Origin of the sequence: Acidovorax sp. LjRoot194, assembly GCF_964253015.1 — a bacterium.
In the GTDB taxonomy this organism is placed as follows: Bacteria; Pseudomonadota; Gammaproteobacteria; order Burkholderiales; family Burkholderiaceae_C; genus Acidovorax.
The window spans coordinates 5,072,268-5,087,500 of record NZ_CAXUQB020000001.1 but is presented as its reverse complement, the minus strand read 5'-3'; the positions used below and the strand labels follow the sequence as shown (position 1 = coordinate 5,087,500).

14 protein-coding genes and 2 rRNA genes (1 of these 16 only partly in view) are annotated in these 15,233 nt (G+C 64.7%); 13 read left to right on the top strand and 3 right to left on the bottom strand.

Features of this window, described 5'->3' with window-relative positions; translation table 11 throughout:
• Positions 1-1,120 (top strand): 23S ribosomal RNA (locus tag ACSQ3N_RS22955) (it extends 1,759 nt beyond the left edge of the window).
• 159 nt (positions 1,121-1,279) lie between these two features.
• Positions 1,280-1,392 (top strand): 5S ribosomal RNA (gene rrf, locus ACSQ3N_RS22950).
• Positions 1,393-1,656: 264 nt separating this feature from the next.
• Here rrf and ACSQ3N_RS22945 read toward each other — a convergent pair.
• On the bottom strand, positions 1,657-2,742 hold the full coding sequence (locus ACSQ3N_RS22945; RefSeq protein ID WP_056162647.1) for an MBL fold metallo-hydrolase: 1,086 nt from the start codon (positions 2,740-2,742) through the stop codon (positions 1,657-1,659).
• A gap of 123 nt (positions 2,743-2,865) precedes the next feature.
• Here ACSQ3N_RS22945 and ACSQ3N_RS22940 point away from each other — a divergent pair, with 123 nt between their 5' ends.
• From ACSQ3N_RS22940 to ACSQ3N_RS22900, 9 genes are all read left to right on the top strand, one after another.
• Positions 2,866-3,261 (top strand): MerR family transcriptional regulator, encoded by a 396-nt coding sequence (locus ACSQ3N_RS22940; RefSeq protein WP_056162649.1) that lies wholly within the window; start codon positions 2,866-2,868, stop codon positions 3,259-3,261.
• 41 nt (positions 3,262-3,302) lie between these two features.
• Positions 3,303-3,764: a PaaI family thioesterase gene (locus ACSQ3N_RS22935; protein ID WP_056162652.1), complete on the top strand. Its 462-nt coding sequence runs from the start codon at positions 3,303-3,305 to the stop codon at positions 3,762-3,764.
• A gap of 38 nt (positions 3,765-3,802) precedes the next feature.
• Positions 3,803-4,993 (top strand): isovaleryl-CoA dehydrogenase, encoded by a 1,191-nt coding sequence (locus tag ACSQ3N_RS22930; RefSeq protein ID WP_436147558.1) that lies wholly within the window; start codon positions 3,803-3,805, stop codon positions 4,991-4,993.
• 49 nt (positions 4,994-5,042) lie between these two features.
• On the top strand, positions 5,043-5,702 hold the full coding sequence (gene can, locus ACSQ3N_RS22925) for a carbonate dehydratase (protein WP_396506835.1): 660 nt from the start codon (positions 5,043-5,045) through the stop codon (positions 5,700-5,702).
• Positions 5,703-5,742: 40 nt separating this feature from the next.
• Positions 5,743-7,581: a bifunctional isocitrate dehydrogenase kinase/phosphatase gene (gene aceK, locus ACSQ3N_RS22920; RefSeq protein WP_436147557.1), complete on the top strand. Its 1,839-nt coding sequence runs from the start codon at positions 5,743-5,745 to the stop codon at positions 7,579-7,581.
• A gap of 78 nt (positions 7,582-7,659) precedes the next feature.
• Entirely contained in the window at positions 7,660-8,853 is a 1,194-nt protein-coding gene (locus ACSQ3N_RS22915; protein WP_436147556.1) for an acetyl-CoA C-acyltransferase, read from the top strand.
• The gene (locus ACSQ3N_RS22910; protein WP_436147555.1) at positions 8,853-9,887 is read left to right on the top strand and encodes a DUF695 domain-containing protein; all 1,035 of its coding nucleotides are present in this window, start codon (positions 8,853-8,855) and stop codon (positions 9,885-9,887) included. Before ACSQ3N_RS22915 ends, ACSQ3N_RS22910 begins: the two co-directional genes overlap by 1 nt.
• Positions 9,888-9,983: 96 nt before the next feature.
• Entirely contained in the window at positions 9,984-10,652 is a 669-nt protein-coding gene (locus ACSQ3N_RS22905) for an SDR family oxidoreductase (RefSeq protein WP_436147554.1), read from the top strand.
• 40 nt (positions 10,653-10,692) lie between these two features.
• Positions 10,693-11,823: an acyl-CoA dehydrogenase family protein gene (locus tag ACSQ3N_RS22900; protein WP_436147553.1), complete on the top strand. Its 1,131-nt coding sequence runs from the start codon at positions 10,693-10,695 to the stop codon at positions 11,821-11,823.
• A gap of 22 nt (positions 11,824-11,845) precedes the next feature.
• Here ACSQ3N_RS22900 and ACSQ3N_RS22895 read toward each other — a convergent pair whose 3' ends face one another.
• Both ACSQ3N_RS22895 and ACSQ3N_RS22890 read right to left on the bottom strand, forming a co-directional pair.
• The gene (locus tag ACSQ3N_RS22895) at positions 11,846-13,033 is read right to left on the bottom strand and encodes a hypothetical protein (RefSeq protein ID WP_056162675.1); all 1,188 of its coding nucleotides are present in this window, start codon (positions 13,031-13,033) and stop codon (positions 11,846-11,848) included.
• A gap of 264 nt (positions 13,034-13,297) precedes the next feature.
• Positions 13,298-13,777 carry a DUF421 domain-containing protein gene (locus ACSQ3N_RS22890; protein WP_056162678.1) on the bottom strand — a complete coding sequence of 160 codons (480 nt, stop codon included), beginning with the start codon at positions 13,775-13,777 and terminating at the stop codon, positions 13,298-13,300.
• A 170-nt stretch (positions 13,778-13,947) separates the two neighbouring features.
• Here ACSQ3N_RS22890 and ACSQ3N_RS22885 point away from each other — a divergent pair, with 170 nt between their 5' ends.
• Together ACSQ3N_RS22885 and ACSQ3N_RS22880 are read left to right on the top strand one after the other, a co-directional pair.
• Positions 13,948-14,655: a DUF4197 domain-containing protein gene (locus tag ACSQ3N_RS22885; RefSeq protein ID WP_056162681.1), complete on the top strand. Its 708-nt coding sequence runs from the start codon at positions 13,948-13,950 to the stop codon at positions 14,653-14,655.
• A gap of 25 nt (positions 14,656-14,680) precedes the next feature.
• Positions 14,681-15,112, top strand: coding sequence for a YchJ family protein (locus ACSQ3N_RS22880; RefSeq protein WP_056162683.1), 432 nt, complete (start codon positions 14,681-14,683; stop codon positions 15,110-15,112).
• Positions 15,113-15,233: the final 121 nt, after the last annotated feature.

The following is a 15,233-nucleotide window of genomic DNA, read 5'->3' as shown; positions in this document are numbered from 1 at the left end:
TGTTTAATAAAAACACAGCACTCTGCAAACACGAAAGTGGACGTATAGGGTGTGACGCCTGCCCGGTGCTGGAAGATTAAATGATGGGGTGCAAGCTCTTGATTGAAGTCCCAGTAAACGGCGGCCGTAACTATAACGGTCCTAAGGTAGCGAAATTCCTTGTCGGGTAAGTTCCGACCTGCACGAATGGCGTAACGATGGCCACACTGTCTCCTCCTGAGACTCAGCGAAGTTGAAATGTTTGTGATGATGCAATCTCCCCGCGGAAAGACGGAAAGACCCCATGAACCTTTACTGTAGCTTTGTATTGGACTTTGAACAGATCTGTGTAGGATAGGTGGGAGGCTTTGAAGTGGCGTCGCTAGATGTCATGGAGCCAACGTTGAAATACCACCCTGGTGTGTTTGAGGTTCTAACCTAGGTCCATTATCTGGATCGGGGACAGTGCATGGTAGGCAGTTTGACTGGGGCGGTCTCCTCCCAAAGCGTAACGGAGGAGTTCGAAGGTACGCTAGTTACGGTCGGACATCGTGACGATAGTGCAATGGCATAAGCGTGCTTAACTGCGAGACTGACAAGTCGAGCAGATGCGAAAGCAGGACATAGTGATCCGGTGGTTCTGTATGGAAGGGCCATCGCTCAACGGATAAAAGGTACTCTGGGGATAACAGGCTGATACCGCCCAAGAGTTCATATCGACGGCGGTGTTTGGCACCTCGATGTCGGCTCATCTCATCCTGGGGCTGTAGCCGGTCCCAAGGGTATGGCTGTTCGCCATTTAAAGAGGTACGTGAGCTGGGTTTAAAACGTCGTGAGACAGTTTGGTCCCTATCTTCCGTGGGCGCTGCAGATTTGAGGAAGCCTGCTCCTAGTACGAGAGGACCGGAGTGGACACACCTCTGGTGTATCGGTTGTCACGCCAGTGGCATTGCCGAGTAGCTAAGTGTGGAAGAGATAACCGCTGAAAGCATCTAAGCGGGAAACTCGTTTCAAGATGAGATCTGCCGGGGCCTTGAGCCCCCTAAAGAGTCGTTCAAGACCAGGACGTTGATAGGTCAGGTGTGGAAGCGCAGTAATGCGTTAAGCTAACTGATACTAATTGCTCGTGCGGCTTGACCCTATAACTTTGATAGCCAACATGCATCCAGAAATGAATGTGTGCCAAGCTCAAAGATTGTTATGCCAAGTTGACGCAGTCAAAACACCAAAAGCTGATTTAACTCTATGAATTCGTTGTACTGAACTCCAAACGTGACGTTCAGTATGGCAACCCTTTATGCCTGATGACCATAGCAAGTTGGTACCACTCCTTCCCATCCCGAACAGGACAGTGAAACGACTTTGCGCCGATGATAGTGCGGGTTCCCGTGTGAAAGTAGGTCATCGTCAGGCTCTTACAGCCCAGAAAACCCCAGTCAGCAATGACTGGGGTTTTTTGCTTTGGGCAATTCAAAGATGGAAATTGCGAAAGCTAAAGGCCTTGTAATAGGCAAGCGCTGACGAAGTCACACCGCATGTGAATGACGAGCACATGTACCGCTGTGTTACACCCTTCCAAAATTGGAGTGGCGTTTTGGGCCAGGCCGGCTGTTGGCGTGCAATCGTGGTCAACAGAACGCCACAAAGTGCCCCACCTTCCCAGCGCAGCAGAGGATGTCAACCCGCAGTACGGTGTCTGAATCGATGAACTCCGTCTGAGTCCAGCCAGCGATCCATCTGTCCCCCAAGCCACAGATAGTGCAAATGGGCCAACGCTTCGCCCATCGCGAACGTCATCTGGTGAGCATCCAGCGTTCGCTTGAACAGAATAGGCAGGATGTCCGCTGCTGACAGACCCGTTGCACTGGCCGCGTCTGCGTCCATGATGTCATTGAGGCGATCTCGGTGGTGATCTTCCAGTTGCTGTATCCGCTGATGCAAGCCGATAAAAGGTTTGCCGTGCGATGGCAGTACCAGGGTATCCAGTGGTAGATCGAGGTACCTGGTGAGCGACGTCAAAAACAGCCGCAAGGAGTCGGCCTCAGGCTCCGTCGCATGAACGCTCACGTTGGTGGAAATGCGAGGCAGCACCATGTCGCCGCTCAGCAGAATGCCCAACTCCGGGCAGTACAGCGCGATGTGCTCCGGGGCGTGGCCGTACCCACTGATGCACTGCCAGGCCCAGCCCCCAATGTCGACAGTGCCCCCGTCCAGCAGTCTGCGATACGCGGACGGCAGCGCCGGGACCAGGGTCCAAAAATAAGACACGCGCGTGCGGACATGCTGCAGGAACTCCTCGTCCCGCATGCCGTGCAGCGCATAGAAGTCTGCGTTCGCTTCGCCGCCGAAGCCGTCGCGGTCATACACAGCGACTCTGGCGGTGTGATAGTCCGTGGCGCTGATCCACAGGCGCACCTGCCACCGCTCGCAGATCCAGTGCGCCAGACCGATGTGGTCCGGGTGCATGTGCGTGACGATCACGCGCAACACGGGAAGTCCTTCCAGACAGTTTGCAAAGACCTGCTCCCACTGCGCGCGCGTCGTGGCGCTGTCGATGCAGCAGTCCACCACCGTCCAGCCGTCGACCAGATGACCGTGCACATCAGGCTGCCGGTCGCGCAGCAGCCAGAGGTTGATGTGGTCCAGCGCGAACGGCAGCCCCATCCGTATCCATCGAATCCCCGGTGCGACCTCCAGCACGGAGCCCTCGCCGGGCAGCGTGTCGCCCAACGGGTAGTGGATTTGGTGTTCAAGAGGATTCATGGCGGCTACCGGATGAGTTAGCATTGACGTTAACGTAAACGTCATGCATCCAGGCATTGTAGGGATTGGCGGCCGACGGGCTGTCTCCTGGGCGAAACCACCTGCGCTGCATTCCACAAGCACATGGCCAACACCTACAGCATCAGCGACCTCGCCAAAGAGTTCGACCTCACCACGCGGGCCATCCGGTTCTATGAAGACATGGGCCTGCTGCAACCGGAGCGCACTGGCGCCGCAGGCCGCAACCGGGTGTACAGCGCGCGGGATCGTACCCGGCTGCGGCTGACCTTGCGCGCCAAGCGCCTGGGCCTCTCGCTCACCGAGGCCAAGGAGATCATCGACCTTTACGACAGCCCCCGCGATACAGGTGTGCAACTGCGCAAGTTCCTCGACGTGCTGGTGGTGCACCGCAAGCAGCTGGAAGAGCAAATGGCCGACCTGAAAGCCAATCTCGAAGAGGTGCAAGACCACGAGAGCGACGCCCGGGCCCTGCTGATGAAGCTCGAAAAACAAAAATGATCCATAATTGACGTTTACGTAAACGTAAATCTGGAGACCGTGTGACCACGACCCCTTTCGAGCCCCGCAACGCCGAGTACGCCGCCCGAGTGCGCGAAAGCTTTGCACTCCAGGGTGCCATGCAAACGCTGGGCGCCAGCCTGGGCCATATCGCTCCAGGCGCGGTGGACATCGAACTGGCCTGGGCCGCGGCCCTGACCCAACAGCACGGATTTCTGCACGCCGGCATGGTGGCCACGGCGCTGGATTCCGCCTGCGGCTATGCCGGCTTCACCTTGATGGCCGCCGACGCTGCCGTGCTCACCATCGAATTCAAGATCAACCTGCTGGCGCCTGCCAAAGGCGAGCGCTTTCGCATGGAAGGCCGCGTGCTCAAGCCCGGCCGGACCATCACGGTGTGCGAGGGCAGGGCCTTCGCCATCGACGGCGGACAGGAAAAACTGGTCGCCACTATGGGCTGCACGCTCATGGCGGTCACTGGCCGCGACCACATCCAGGGCTGATCACAAGCCTTTTGCCCTTCACCTTTGAGGAGACATCCATGAGCATTCCCGCCAACCTTCCCGGCCTGAACTTCCAGCTGGGCGAAGACATCGACGCGCTGCGCGACGCCGTGCGCGACTTTGCCCAAGCCGAGATCGCCCCGCGCGCGGCAGAGATCGACCGCAGCGACCAGTTCCCCATGGACCTGTGGCGCAAGATGGGGGACCTGGGCGTGCTCGGCATCACCGTGTCCGAGCAGTACGGCGGCGCGTCCATGGGGTACCTCGCGCACATGGTGGCGATGGAAGAAATCTCCCGCGCCAGCGCCTCGGTCGGGCTGTCCTACGGTGCGCACAGCAACCTGTGCGTGAACCAGATCAACCGCAACGGCAACGAGGCGCAAAAAGCAAAGTACCTCCCCAAGCTCATCAGCGGCGAACACGTGGGCGCCCTGGCGATGAGCGAGCCGGGCGCAGGCTCCGACGTGATCAGCATGAAGCTCAAGGCTGAGGACAAAGGCGGCTACTACCTGCTCAACGGCAACAAGATGTGGATCACCAACGGGCCCGACGCCGACACGCTGGTGGTCTACGCCAAGACCGAGCCCGAGCTGGGCGCCCGCGGCGTCACGGCCTTCCTGATCGAAAAAGGCATGCCGGGCTTCAGCATTGCGCAAAAGCTCGACAAGCTGGGCATGCGCGGCAGCCACACGGGTGAGCTCGTGTTCAACAACGTCGAAGTGCCAGCGGCCAACGTGCTCGGCGGCCTCAACCAGGGCGCCAAAGTCCTGATGAGCGGCCTGGATTACGAACGCGCGGTGCTCACCGGCGGGCCGCTGGGCATCATGCAGTCTGTCATGGACAACGTGATCCCGTACATCCACGACCGCAAGCAGTTCGGCCAGAGCATCGGTGAGTTCCAGCTCATCCAGGGCAAGGTGGCAGACATGTACACCGTGCTGCAGGCCGGGCGCTCGTTCGCCTACACCGTGGCCAAGAACCTCGACATGCTGGGCACCGACCATGTGCGCCAGGTGCGCAAGGACTGCGCCAGCGTCATCCTGTGGTGCGCCGAGAAAGCCACCTGGATGGCCGGCGAGGGCGTGCAGATTTACGGCGGCAATGGATATATCAACGAGTACCCCCTGGGCCGCCTGTGGCGGGATGCGAAACTCTACGAGATCGGCGCCGGCACCAGTGAGATCCGCCGCATGCTGATCGGCCGCGAACTGTTCGCCGAGACCTGCTGAGCCCGCCGCCCCAGCCAACCCCTGGCGGCACGTTGACTTCAAGGACCCCATGACGACCTCCATCGACGACCTCTTCGTACACAACCGCGCCTGGGCCGCCCAGATGGAGCGCGAGCGCCCCGGCTTCTTCACCGGCCTGCTGGCCCAGCAAAAGCCCAAGTACATGTGGGTGGGCTGCTCGGACAGCCGCGTGCCGGCCAACCAGATCACCGGCCTGGAGCCCGGCGAGGTGTTCGTTCACCGCAACGTGGCCAACGTGGTGGTGCCGACCGACCTCAACTGCCTGTCCACCATCCAGTACGCGGTCGACCAGCTGCGCATCGAGCACCTGATGGTCGTGGGCCACTACGGCTGCGGCGGCGTGCTGGCCGCGCTCGAAGGCATCCGCGTGGGCCTGGCCGACAACTGGATCCGCCACGTGCAGGACGTGCGCGACCGCCACCGCGACCTCATCGCCGCTACCGCCCCCCAATGGCGCCACGACGTGCTCTGTGAGCTCAACGCCATCGAACAGGTGGTCAACATCGCGCAGACCACCGTCATGCTCGACGCCTGGGGCAGCGGCCAGAAGGTCACGCTGCACGGCTGGTGCTACGGCCTCAAGGACGGCCTCATCAACAACCTGCACATGACGGTGGACAGCACCGAAGGCCTGGATGCGATCTACAAGGCCGCCATCGCCGGTGTCGCTTCCAAGCACCGCGAATAGCCCGGCCCCGCACCAGGCCCCCAGCCAGCCCCGGCGCGCCATGTTTCCCCAGCGGCTCGATGCCCCCGAGGCCTACGGCATCGCCAAGTCGATGATGGACGGCTTCAACCGCCACTACCGGCTGTTTCGCACCGAGTCCGCGCGCGCCAAGCACCGCTTCGAGACGGCCGACTGGCCGGGCCAGCAGCGGGCCCAGCGCGAGCGCATCGAGTTCTACGACCTGCGGGTCAAGGAGTGCGTGCGCAGGCTCGAAAAAGAGTTCGGCGCCGGCTCGCAGCCCATGGACGTGTGGCACCAGATCAAGCTCCACTACATCGGGCTGCTGGTCAACCACCACCAGCCCGAGCTGGCCGAGACCTTCTTCAACTCGGTCACCACCAAGATCCTGCACCGCACGCACTTCCACAACGACTTCATCTTCGTGCGACCGGCCGTCAGCACCGAGTACATCGAGAACGACGAGCCCGCGGCGCTGCCCACCTACCGCGCGTACTACCCCTCGCGCAGCAACCTGCACAGCACGCTGCAGGCCGTCATCGACAACTTCCGGCTGCAGCGCGAGTTCGAAGACCTCGCGCGCGACACCGCCCATGTGCTGGCCGCCATCGAGCCGCGCATCGCGCACATGACGCTGCGCGCCAACTTCCAGATCCAGGTGCTGGCCAGCCTGTTCTACCGCAACAAGGGCGCGTACGTGGTGGGCAAGATCATCAACGGCTTCAGCGAAGTGCCGTTCGCGCTGCCCATCCTGCACACCGACGCGGGCAAGCTCGCCATCGATGCCGCCCTGTTCGGCGAGGACGACCTGCTCGCGCTCTTCAGCTTTGCGCGGGCGTACTTCATGGTCGACATGGAGATCCCCAGCGCCTACGTGCAGTTCCTGCGCAGCCTCATGCCGCGCAAGCCCCGCGCCGAAATCTACAACGCCCTGGGCCTGGCCAAGCAGGGCAAGACGCTGTTCTACCGCGACTTCCTCTCGCACCTCAAGCACTCCAGCGACAAGTTCCGCATCGCACCGGGCATCAAGGGCATGGTGATGCTGGTGTTCGACCTGCCGAGCTTTCCGTTCGTGTTCAAGCTCATCAAGGACTTCTTTCCGCACCAGAAGGAAACCACGCGCGAGCAGATCAAGGGCAAGTACCTGCTGGTCAAGCAGCACGACCGCGTGGGCCGCATGGCCGACACGCTCGAATACAGCGAGGTCGCCTTCCCGCGCGACCGCTTCGACGATGCGCTGATCGCCGAGATCGAAAAGTTCGCCCCCAGCCAGCTCGAGATCAGCGACCGCGACGGTGACGGCCAGACCGAGGTCATCATCAAGCACCTGTACATCGAGCGCCGCATGGTGCCGCTCAACATCTACCTGCAGGAAGCCTTCGACGCCGGCCTGTCCGACCCGCGCGCCCACCAGCGGATGGAGCGCAGCGTGATCGAATACGGCAACGCCATCAAGGACCTGGTCGCCGCCAACATCTTCCCGGGCGACATGCTCTGGAAGAACTTCGGCGTCACCCGCAACGGCAAGGTCGTGTTCTACGACTACGACGAGATCGAATACCTTACCGACTGCCACTTCCGCCGCGTGCCCGCGCCGCGCAACGAAGAAGAAGAGATGAGCGGCGAGGTCTGGTACAGCGTCGGCCCGCGCGACGTGTTCCCCGAAACCTTCGGCCCCTTCCTGCTGGGCAACGACGCCGTGCTCGAGGTCTTCATGAAGCACCACGCGGACCTGCTCGATGCCGCGTTCTGGCAGTCGCACAAGGAGCGCATCCAGGCCGGCCACATGCTCGACGTCTTTCCGTACGACAGCGACCGGCGCTTCGCCCACAACGTTCCCGCCGTGCCCATCGCGCCCGCCATACCCACAGTGCAAGCCTGACGGCCCCGGCGCTGCAGACACCGATCCAACGTTTCGCTTCATCCACCCCATACCGACAGCAACCCAGGAGACCACACCATGACTTCATCCACGCAAGACCCTATCGTCATCGTCGGCGCAGCGCGCACCCCCATGGGGTCGCTGCAGGGCGATTTTTCGAGCCTGTCCGCCCATGACCTGGGCGGCGCCGCGATCAAGGCGGCCATGGAGCGCGCCAACGTATCGCCCGACGCCGTGGGCGAAGTGCTGTTCGGCAACTGCCTGATGGCCGGACAGGGCCAGGCGCCCGCACGCCAGGCGGCCTTCAAGGGCGGCCTGCCCAAGGGCGCGGGCGCGGTCACGCTGTCGAAGATGTGCGGCTCCGGCATGAAGGCCGCGATGATGGCGCACGACATGCTGCTGGCCGGCACGCACGATGTCATGGTGGCCGGCGGCATGGAGAGCATGACCAACGCACCCTACCTGCTGCAAAAGGGCCGCGGCGGCTACCGCCTGGGCCATGACCGCATCTTCGACCACATGATGCTCGACGGCCTGGAAGACGCCTACGAGGCCGGTCGTTCCATGGGCACGTTTGGCGAAGACTGCGCCGCCAAGTACCAGTTCACCCGCGAGCAGCAGGACGCCTTCGCCACCGCCAGCGTGCAACGCGCCAAGGCCGCCACCGAGTCCGGCGCATTCGCGGCCGAGATCGTGCCGGTGACTGTCAAGACCCGTGCGGGCGAGACCGTGGTGTCGACCGACGAAGGCCCGGGCAAGGTCAAGCTCGAGAAGATCGCCACCCTGAAGCCCGCCTTCAAGAAGGACGGCACCATCACTGCAGCCTCCAGCTCCAGCATCAACGACGGCGCGGCTGCGCTGGTGATGATGCGCGAGTCCACCGCCAAAAAGCTCGGCGCCACACCCCTGGCCCGCATCGTGAGCCACGCCACCCATGCGCAAGAGCCCGAATGGTTTGCGACCGCCCCGCTGGGCGCCACGCAGAAGGCTTTGGCCAAGGCCGGCTGGCAGGTCGGCGACGTGCAGCTGTGGGAGATCAACGAAGCCTTCGCCGTGGTGCCCATGGCGCTGATGAAAGAGCTGGACCTGCCGCACGACAAGGTCAACGTGAACGGCGGCGCCTGCGCGCTGGGCCACCCCATCGGCGCGAGCGGCGCCCGCATCATGGTCACGCTGATGTACGCGCTGAAGGCCCGTGGTCTGACCAAGGGCCTGGCCACGCTGTGCATCGGCGGCGGCGAGGCCACGGCCGTGGCGCTGGAACTCGTCTGATGGCGGCGTCCGCATCGCCCGAGATCACCGCGTTCTGGGCAGAGTTCAGCGCCGCGCAGCCCACGCTGCAGGCGCTGCCCCTGCGCGACCGCGTGGAAGCGGCCAACACCATTCTCGAGCGCCACCTGGAAGGCCTGGCGCTCGAGATGTCCGGCGGCGACGACGATGCCGTGGTGGACCTGATCGCCACTGCGCACGGCAGCGTGGAGAACTTTCCGCTGCTCATGCAGCTGGTGGCCGCAGCGCCGACGCTCGCGCACTACCGGCTGCGCGCTTTCCGCGAACGCACCACCCAGCCCGACTTTCCCATCGGCATGGACGGCTTCGAACTGGAGACGTCCGATGTGCTGGTGGCCTGCGGCCGCGATGACGGCCAGGCCGCGCTGGAGATCCGCTTCGGCCGCGAGATCCCGAGCGACTACCAGGACCACGCGCGCAACATGGCGTTCATCATGCTCGACCATGTGCTGGGCGAGTACGACTTTGCGGTGAAGGTGGGCGCGGTGGACTTCGTCGAGATGCCGCAGGACCCCGACGCGCAGTGGACCCCGCTCAGCCAGCTGCCTCCGGTGTTCGACCGGCATTGGATCGATTTTCTGGGCCGTACGGGAGAGTTTCCCCAGGGCGAGCACGACTGGGCAGGGATGACGCTCGCCTTCGGCCCAGGCGCCGACGGCCGTGGCGACGAGGCCATCGTCATGGTCAACCGCAGCGCGCAGCCCGTCGCGATGCGGGCCGACCTCGCCTACGCGCTCGAGCTGGACCTGGCTGTCGAAAACCGCGACGAACTGGCCGCCGTGCAGGCCTTGCAGGACCAGGCCGCCACCTTGCTCGAACTGCCGCAGCTGGGCATCCTGGCCTACACCATGACACGCGCCGGCCGCCGCAAGGCCGTGTACTACGTGGGCGACACGCAGATGGCACGCCAGGCGCTCGCACCGCTGTTGCTGCGCGACGAAGCCGCCTCGCTGGAGCTGACCACGCGCTTCGACCCCACGTGGTCGGGCTACTTCGAATTCGCCGTCCATTTGTAGAGCGCGGCTTTGTACAACGTGCCCTCTGAATTGCTATTAATTTAGTAGCTACTTGCGCTTATCTATCAAGCGGTAGAGCACTGAAAGGTCTTGAAAATGAAGTCCATCCTCATCATCGGCGCATCGCGCGGCATCGGGCTGGAGCTGGTGCGCCAGTACACCGACGCGGGCCGCCGCGTGATCGCCACCGTGCGCGACGACGCAGGGCGCGAGCGGGTGCAGGCCCTGGGGGGCGAGGTGCTGACCATCGACGTGGCCGACCCCGCCAGCGTGAGCGGCCTGGCCTGGCAGCTCGACGGCGAAAAGATCGAGACCGCCTGGTACGTTGCCGGCGTCATCCGCCGCCCCAACGCCACCACGCCGCCCACGCAGCAAGACTTCGACGCCGTCATGCACACCAACGTGCTGGGCGCCATGCAGACCCTGCCGCAGGTCGCGCCCCTGGTGGCCGACGCCCAGGGCGTGTTCGCGTTCCTGTCCTCTTCCATGTCGCAGATCGGCAGCGTGCCCGACAGCGGCTCGTGGCTGTACCGCACCAGCAAGGCCGCGTTGAACATGGCCGTGGCCTCGGCGCAGCACGACTACCCCGACGCCACCCTCATCACCATCGACCCCGGCTGGGTGCAGACCGACATGGGCGGCGAAGGCGCTGCGCTCACGGTGCAGGACAGCGTGCGCGGCCTGCGCGCCACCGTGGCGGGCGTCACGGCCGCCGACAAGGGCCGCCTGCTGCACCACGACGGCCGCCGCGCCGCCCACTGGTAATTCTTTCGACCGAACACAACGACTTCCGGAGACAACCCCGATGCTGCTGACCCAAGACCAGGAAATGATCCGCGATGCGGTGCGCGACTTTGCCCAGGAACAGATCTGGCCCCACGCCGCCCGCTGGGACAAAGAGCACCACTTCCCCCACGACGTGCACCAGGGCCTGGCCGCCCTGGGCGCCTACGGCATCTGCGTGCCCGAAGAGTTCGGCGGCGCCAACCTCGACTACCTCACGCTCGCCCTGGTGCTGGAAGAGATCGCGGCCGGCGACGGCGGCACCAGCACCGCCATCAGCGTGACCAACTGCCCCGTCAACGCCATCCTCATGCGCTACGGCAACGCCCAGCAAAAGCGCGACTGGCTCACGCCGCTGGCCCGCGGCGAGATGCTGGGCGCCTTCTGCCTGACCGAGCCGCATGTGGGCTCCGACGCATCGGCACTGCGCACCACGGCGGTGAAGCAGGGCGATGAATACGTCATCAACGGCGTCAAGCAATTCATCACCAGCGGCAAGAACGGCCAGGTGGCCATCGTCATCGCCGTCACCGACAAGGGCGCGGGCAAGAAGGGCATGAGCGCGTTTCTCGTGCCCACCAGCAGCCCTGGCTACGTCGTCGCGCGGCTCGAAGACAAGCTGGGACAGCATTCCAGCGACACCGCGCAGATCAACTTCGACAACTGCCGCATCCCGGCCGACAACCTCATCGGCGCCGAGGGCGAGGGCTACAAGATCGCCCTGGGTGCGCTCGAAGGCGGCCGCATCGGCATCGCCGCCCAAAGCGTGGGCATGGCGCGCAGTGCCTTCGACGTGGCGCTCGCGTATTCGAAGGAGCGCGAGAGCTTCGGCACCGCCATCTTCAACCACCAGGCGGTGGGTTTCAGGCTGGCCGACTGCGCCACGCAGATCGAGGCCGCCCGCCAGCTCATCTGGCACGCCGCTGCATTGCGCGACGCCGGCAAGCCCTGCCTGAAAGAAGCCGCCATGGCCAAGCTCTTCGCCAGCGAGATGGCCGAGCGCGTGTGCAGCGCCGCCATCCAGACCCTGGGCGGCTATGGTGTGGTCAACGACTTTCCGGTGGAGCGCATCTACCGCGACGTGCGCGTGTGCCAGATCTACGAAGGCACGAGCGACGTGCAGAAGATCATCATCCAGCGCGCGCTGGCGTAGGCCGTCCTCTTCGGCGGCTTTGTCAGGCGGCCTTGCGCAGCTCCCGCTCCAGCATGGCCAGGCGCTCGGGCTCTGCGTGGTGGCGGGCCACAGGCTGCACGCCGGCAAACGCCTCTCGCGCCTGCCGTGCGTGCCCTGTCCAAGCCAGCGCCAGGGCGTAGTCGCAGGTGCACACGGCCAGCGAAGGCCACGCACCGGGCGCCTTGCGCACCAGGCCCAGGAACTGTTCGCACGCGCTGCCCAGGTGCCGCGCCGCATCGCCGGCAAGCGCCGGGTCGCGCAGCGCCACCATGCCCCGCACCCAGTCGATGAAGGCCTGCCCATGGGGTGGCAGCAGCTCGGGCTTCAGCGCATCCAGCAGCCGCGTGGCCTCCTCGGTGTGACCGGCGCGGGCCTCACCCAGCGCCAGGTCCATCTGCAGCGTGGGCTCTCCAGGGCGTTGCGCCAGCAGTTCGCGCAGGCGTGCGATGAAACCCGGGTGGTCGCCAGTGGCCAGCGGCAGGGTGTAGGTGCGCGCCAAAAAATCGGCGTCGTCCGCAGGCCGCAGTGGGTGGATGCGCAGCCGCAAAATGGCAGCCTCCGCGCCTTCGGTGCGTGCCTCGAACCACGCCACGCGCACGGCCGCATCCCAGCCCGGCTGGACGAGGAACTTGTGCCGCTGCGCGGCGCTGGCCAGCTGCTCTGCCAGCGAGCGCAGGCGCGCCTGGTCTCCGGTGGCGTGCGCATGCAGCACGTTCTGGTACATCCGCTGGAACCGGTGCATGTAGGCAAACAACGCAAAGGGCACGAGCAGGGCCGCGACCAGCCCGCCCACCACCCAGGAACTCCAGTCGAACCACACAGCCACTGCGATCAAGGCCGCGCAGGCGAGCAGCCAGCCCCGGTTGTTGCGCAGCAGCTGGCGCAAGGTCGTCCACACGCCGGGACTTTCCAGGTTCTCGATCTGGTCGCGCGCGAGTTGGCGCAGGGCTTTCACGTCCAGCGGGCCCATCACATCGTCCAGCATCTCGGTCATGGCCCGCGCATGGAGACTGGACGTGTGCAGCTGGACCTGGCTCAGGGGCGGCTGCTGCGCCGCGATCGCCTGGAGTGCTTCTTCGGCCGTGGCGGCATGGACGAACCCTTCGGTGGGCTGCCCGCGGACGTCCTGGGCCTGGTACAGCCAACGGGGCTGGTGGCTTGGTGGTTGGGTGGGTGGGGCTGTGTTCAACGCGCGACTCCCTAGGCGCCGACATGGCGGTTCGTGCGGGGCCTCACTGTGCAGGATTTGCGGCTGCGCATCGCTGTGCGCCGGACAGTCGGGCTTTAGCCCTTGACGGCCGGCACAGGGCTTTGTGGCATGGGAGCGTCCAGCCAGTGTCCCGGCCCGGCACGCGGTTCTTCCATACTGCAGGCCCCGCCCCGCCACGGCGACAGCCCCGACTGCCGGAAGCCAGAGCCATGACTCTGGCCGATAGCCCCCTCGGGCAGCGGTTCAGTCCTGGGAGTCCCGCCGCCGCAGCACCACCGTGATCTGCCCATTGGTCTCGATGGTGGCGCGCTCCACCTCGTGCACATGCAGGCAGCCCCCAGCGCGCAGGGCTGCTTCCAGGTCCTCGGCCGAGAGCAGCTCCTTGTGCATCAGCGTCTCATTCACTTGGCCGTTGCGCACCAGCACCTGGGGCGTGCCGTCGATCAGGCGCTCCAACCATCGGACGCGAAAGGTCATCTGCGCCAGCACCACATGGCAGGCAATGAGCGTGGTGGCGGACACCAGCCCGCCCACCAGCGAGTTGTCGCCCGCGTTCATCGAGTTCTGCACCGCGTTCGACAGGATGAGCAGCAGCACCAGGTCGAAGGGCGCGAACTGGCCCGTCTGCCGCTTGCCGGTCAGTCGCAGGAAGATCAGCAAAAACACATACACCACCACCCCGCGCAGCACGAACTCCCACCAAGGCACGCTTGTTGTCCACATGGCCTCACTCCTTATTGCAGTTGCCGCCAGATCGTAAACAGGTTCGCCACAGCGCGCGTAGGTGAAAATCGGCTTTGGCGACACGTGTCCGCCAGAGCGAGCGCGCCACACCACCGTGGGTGCCGCCGCCCGGCGCACCGCCACCCCCTTCATCCTGAAAGAACCTTCACATGCTGCGTCGCCAGTTTCACCATGCCACCGCGGCCACCCTGGGCGGGCTCCTGCTGCTGGCCGCCCACCAGCGCGCGCTGGCCCTGTCGCTGAGCGACCTCACCAGCGCCGATGCGTCCAGCGGCCTCAAGGCTGCGCTCGGGCAGGGCGCCCAGGCTGCCGTGGCACTGCTGGGCCGGCCCGACGGCTTCCTGGGCAACCCCCAGGTGCGTATCAGCTTGCCGGGCTACTTGGCCGATGCCGCCAAGGTCATGAAGTCCCTGGGCCAGGGCAAGCGCATCGACGAGCTCGTCACTTCCATCAACCGCGCCGCCGAGGCCGCCGTGCCCATGGGCAAGGACCTGCTGGTGGGCGCGGTGCAGAACATGACGGTGACCGATGCCAAGAACATCCTCACCGGCGGCAGCACCTCGGTCACGATGTTCTTTGCCGACAAGACGCGCGCTCCGCTGGGCGAGCGCTTCTTGCCCGTGGTGAACCAGGCCACCGAAAAGGTTGGCCTCACGCAGAAGTACAACGCGTTCGCGGGCAAGGCCGCGGGCTTCGGCCTGCTCAAGCCCGAGGAGTCCAACCTCGCGCAGTACGTGACCGGCAAGACGCTCGACGGCCTGTACTTCATGATCGGCGAAGAAGAGCGCCGCATCCGCCAGGACCCGGCCAGTGCCGGCAGCGCCATCGCCAAGAAGGTGTTCGGCGCACTGAAGTGACGCCCCGCCACGGCGCAGCCATCCAATGCCTTTGAAGAACACCGACCCCTGCCTCTGCGGGCGCACCCAGGCCACGCCTGGCCAGGGCGCCAGGGCGGCGGCCTTGCCGTATGCCCACTGCTGCGGACGCTACCTCGACCACTGGGACGCCGCCACCGCGCCCGACGCCGAGAGCCTCATGCGGTCGCGCTACACCGCTTTCGTCCTGGAGCGTGGCGACTACCTGCAGGCCACATGGCATGCCAGCACCCGCCCGGCCACGATGGATTTCGAGCCCGGCACGAAGTGGCTGGGCCTGGACGTGCGCAGCCACCGCACCACCGGCGGCGACCGCGCTGAGGTGGAGTTCGTCGCCCGCTACCGCATCCGTGGCCGCGCCGTGCGCCTGCACGAGACCAGCCGCTTTGTGCGCGAGCAGGGCCGGTGGTTCTATGTGGATGGGGATGTTTCTCCATGAGTGCATTGCCGCTGTAGCCACTACGCTTGCACGCCCAGTGCGGCGATGCCTGCGGGGACGTTCATTCGCCTCATTTTTAAGTCAAAACAACCTCTACCGCTTGATAGGCAAGCGCAAGCAG

Excerpts from the sequence above, each read along its gene's own strand:
- ACSQ3N_RS22945 (WP_056162647.1), bottom strand. The coding sequence starts at position 2,742 with ATGAATCCTCTTGAACACCAAATCCACTACCCGTTGGGCGACACGCTG.
- ACSQ3N_RS22940 (WP_056162649.1), top strand. The coding sequence starts at position 2,866 with ATGGCCAACACCTACAGCATCAGCGACCTCGCCAAAGAGTTCGACCTC.
- ACSQ3N_RS22930 (WP_436147558.1), top strand. The coding sequence starts at position 3,803 with ATGAGCATTCCCGCCAACCTTCCCGGCCTGAACTTCCAGCTGGGCGAA.
- can (WP_396506835.1), top strand. The coding sequence starts at position 5,043 with ATGACGACCTCCATCGACGACCTCTTCGTACACAACCGCGCCTGGGCC.
- aceK (WP_436147557.1), top strand. The coding sequence starts at position 5,743 with ATGTTTCCCCAGCGGCTCGATGCCCCCGAGGCCTACGGCATCGCCAAG.
- ACSQ3N_RS22915 (WP_436147556.1), top strand. The coding sequence starts at position 7,660 with ATGACTTCATCCACGCAAGACCCTATCGTCATCGTCGGCGCAGCGCGC.
- ACSQ3N_RS22910 (WP_436147555.1), top strand. The coding sequence starts at position 8,853 with ATGGCGGCGTCCGCATCGCCCGAGATCACCGCGTTCTGGGCAGAGTTC.
- ACSQ3N_RS22905 (WP_436147554.1), top strand. The coding sequence starts at position 9,984 with ATGAAGTCCATCCTCATCATCGGCGCATCGCGCGGCATCGGGCTGGAG.
- ACSQ3N_RS22900 (WP_436147553.1), top strand. The coding sequence starts at position 10,693 with ATGCTGCTGACCCAAGACCAGGAAATGATCCGCGATGCGGTGCGCGAC.
- ACSQ3N_RS22890 (WP_056162678.1), bottom strand. The coding sequence starts at position 13,777 with ATGTGGACAACAAGCGTGCCTTGGTGGGAGTTCGTGCTGCGCGGGGTG.
- ACSQ3N_RS22885 (WP_056162681.1), top strand. The coding sequence starts at position 13,948 with ATGCTGCGTCGCCAGTTTCACCATGCCACCGCGGCCACCCTGGGCGGG.
- ACSQ3N_RS22880 (WP_056162683.1), top strand. The coding sequence starts at position 14,681 with ATGCCTTTGAAGAACACCGACCCCTGCCTCTGCGGGCGCACCCAGGCC.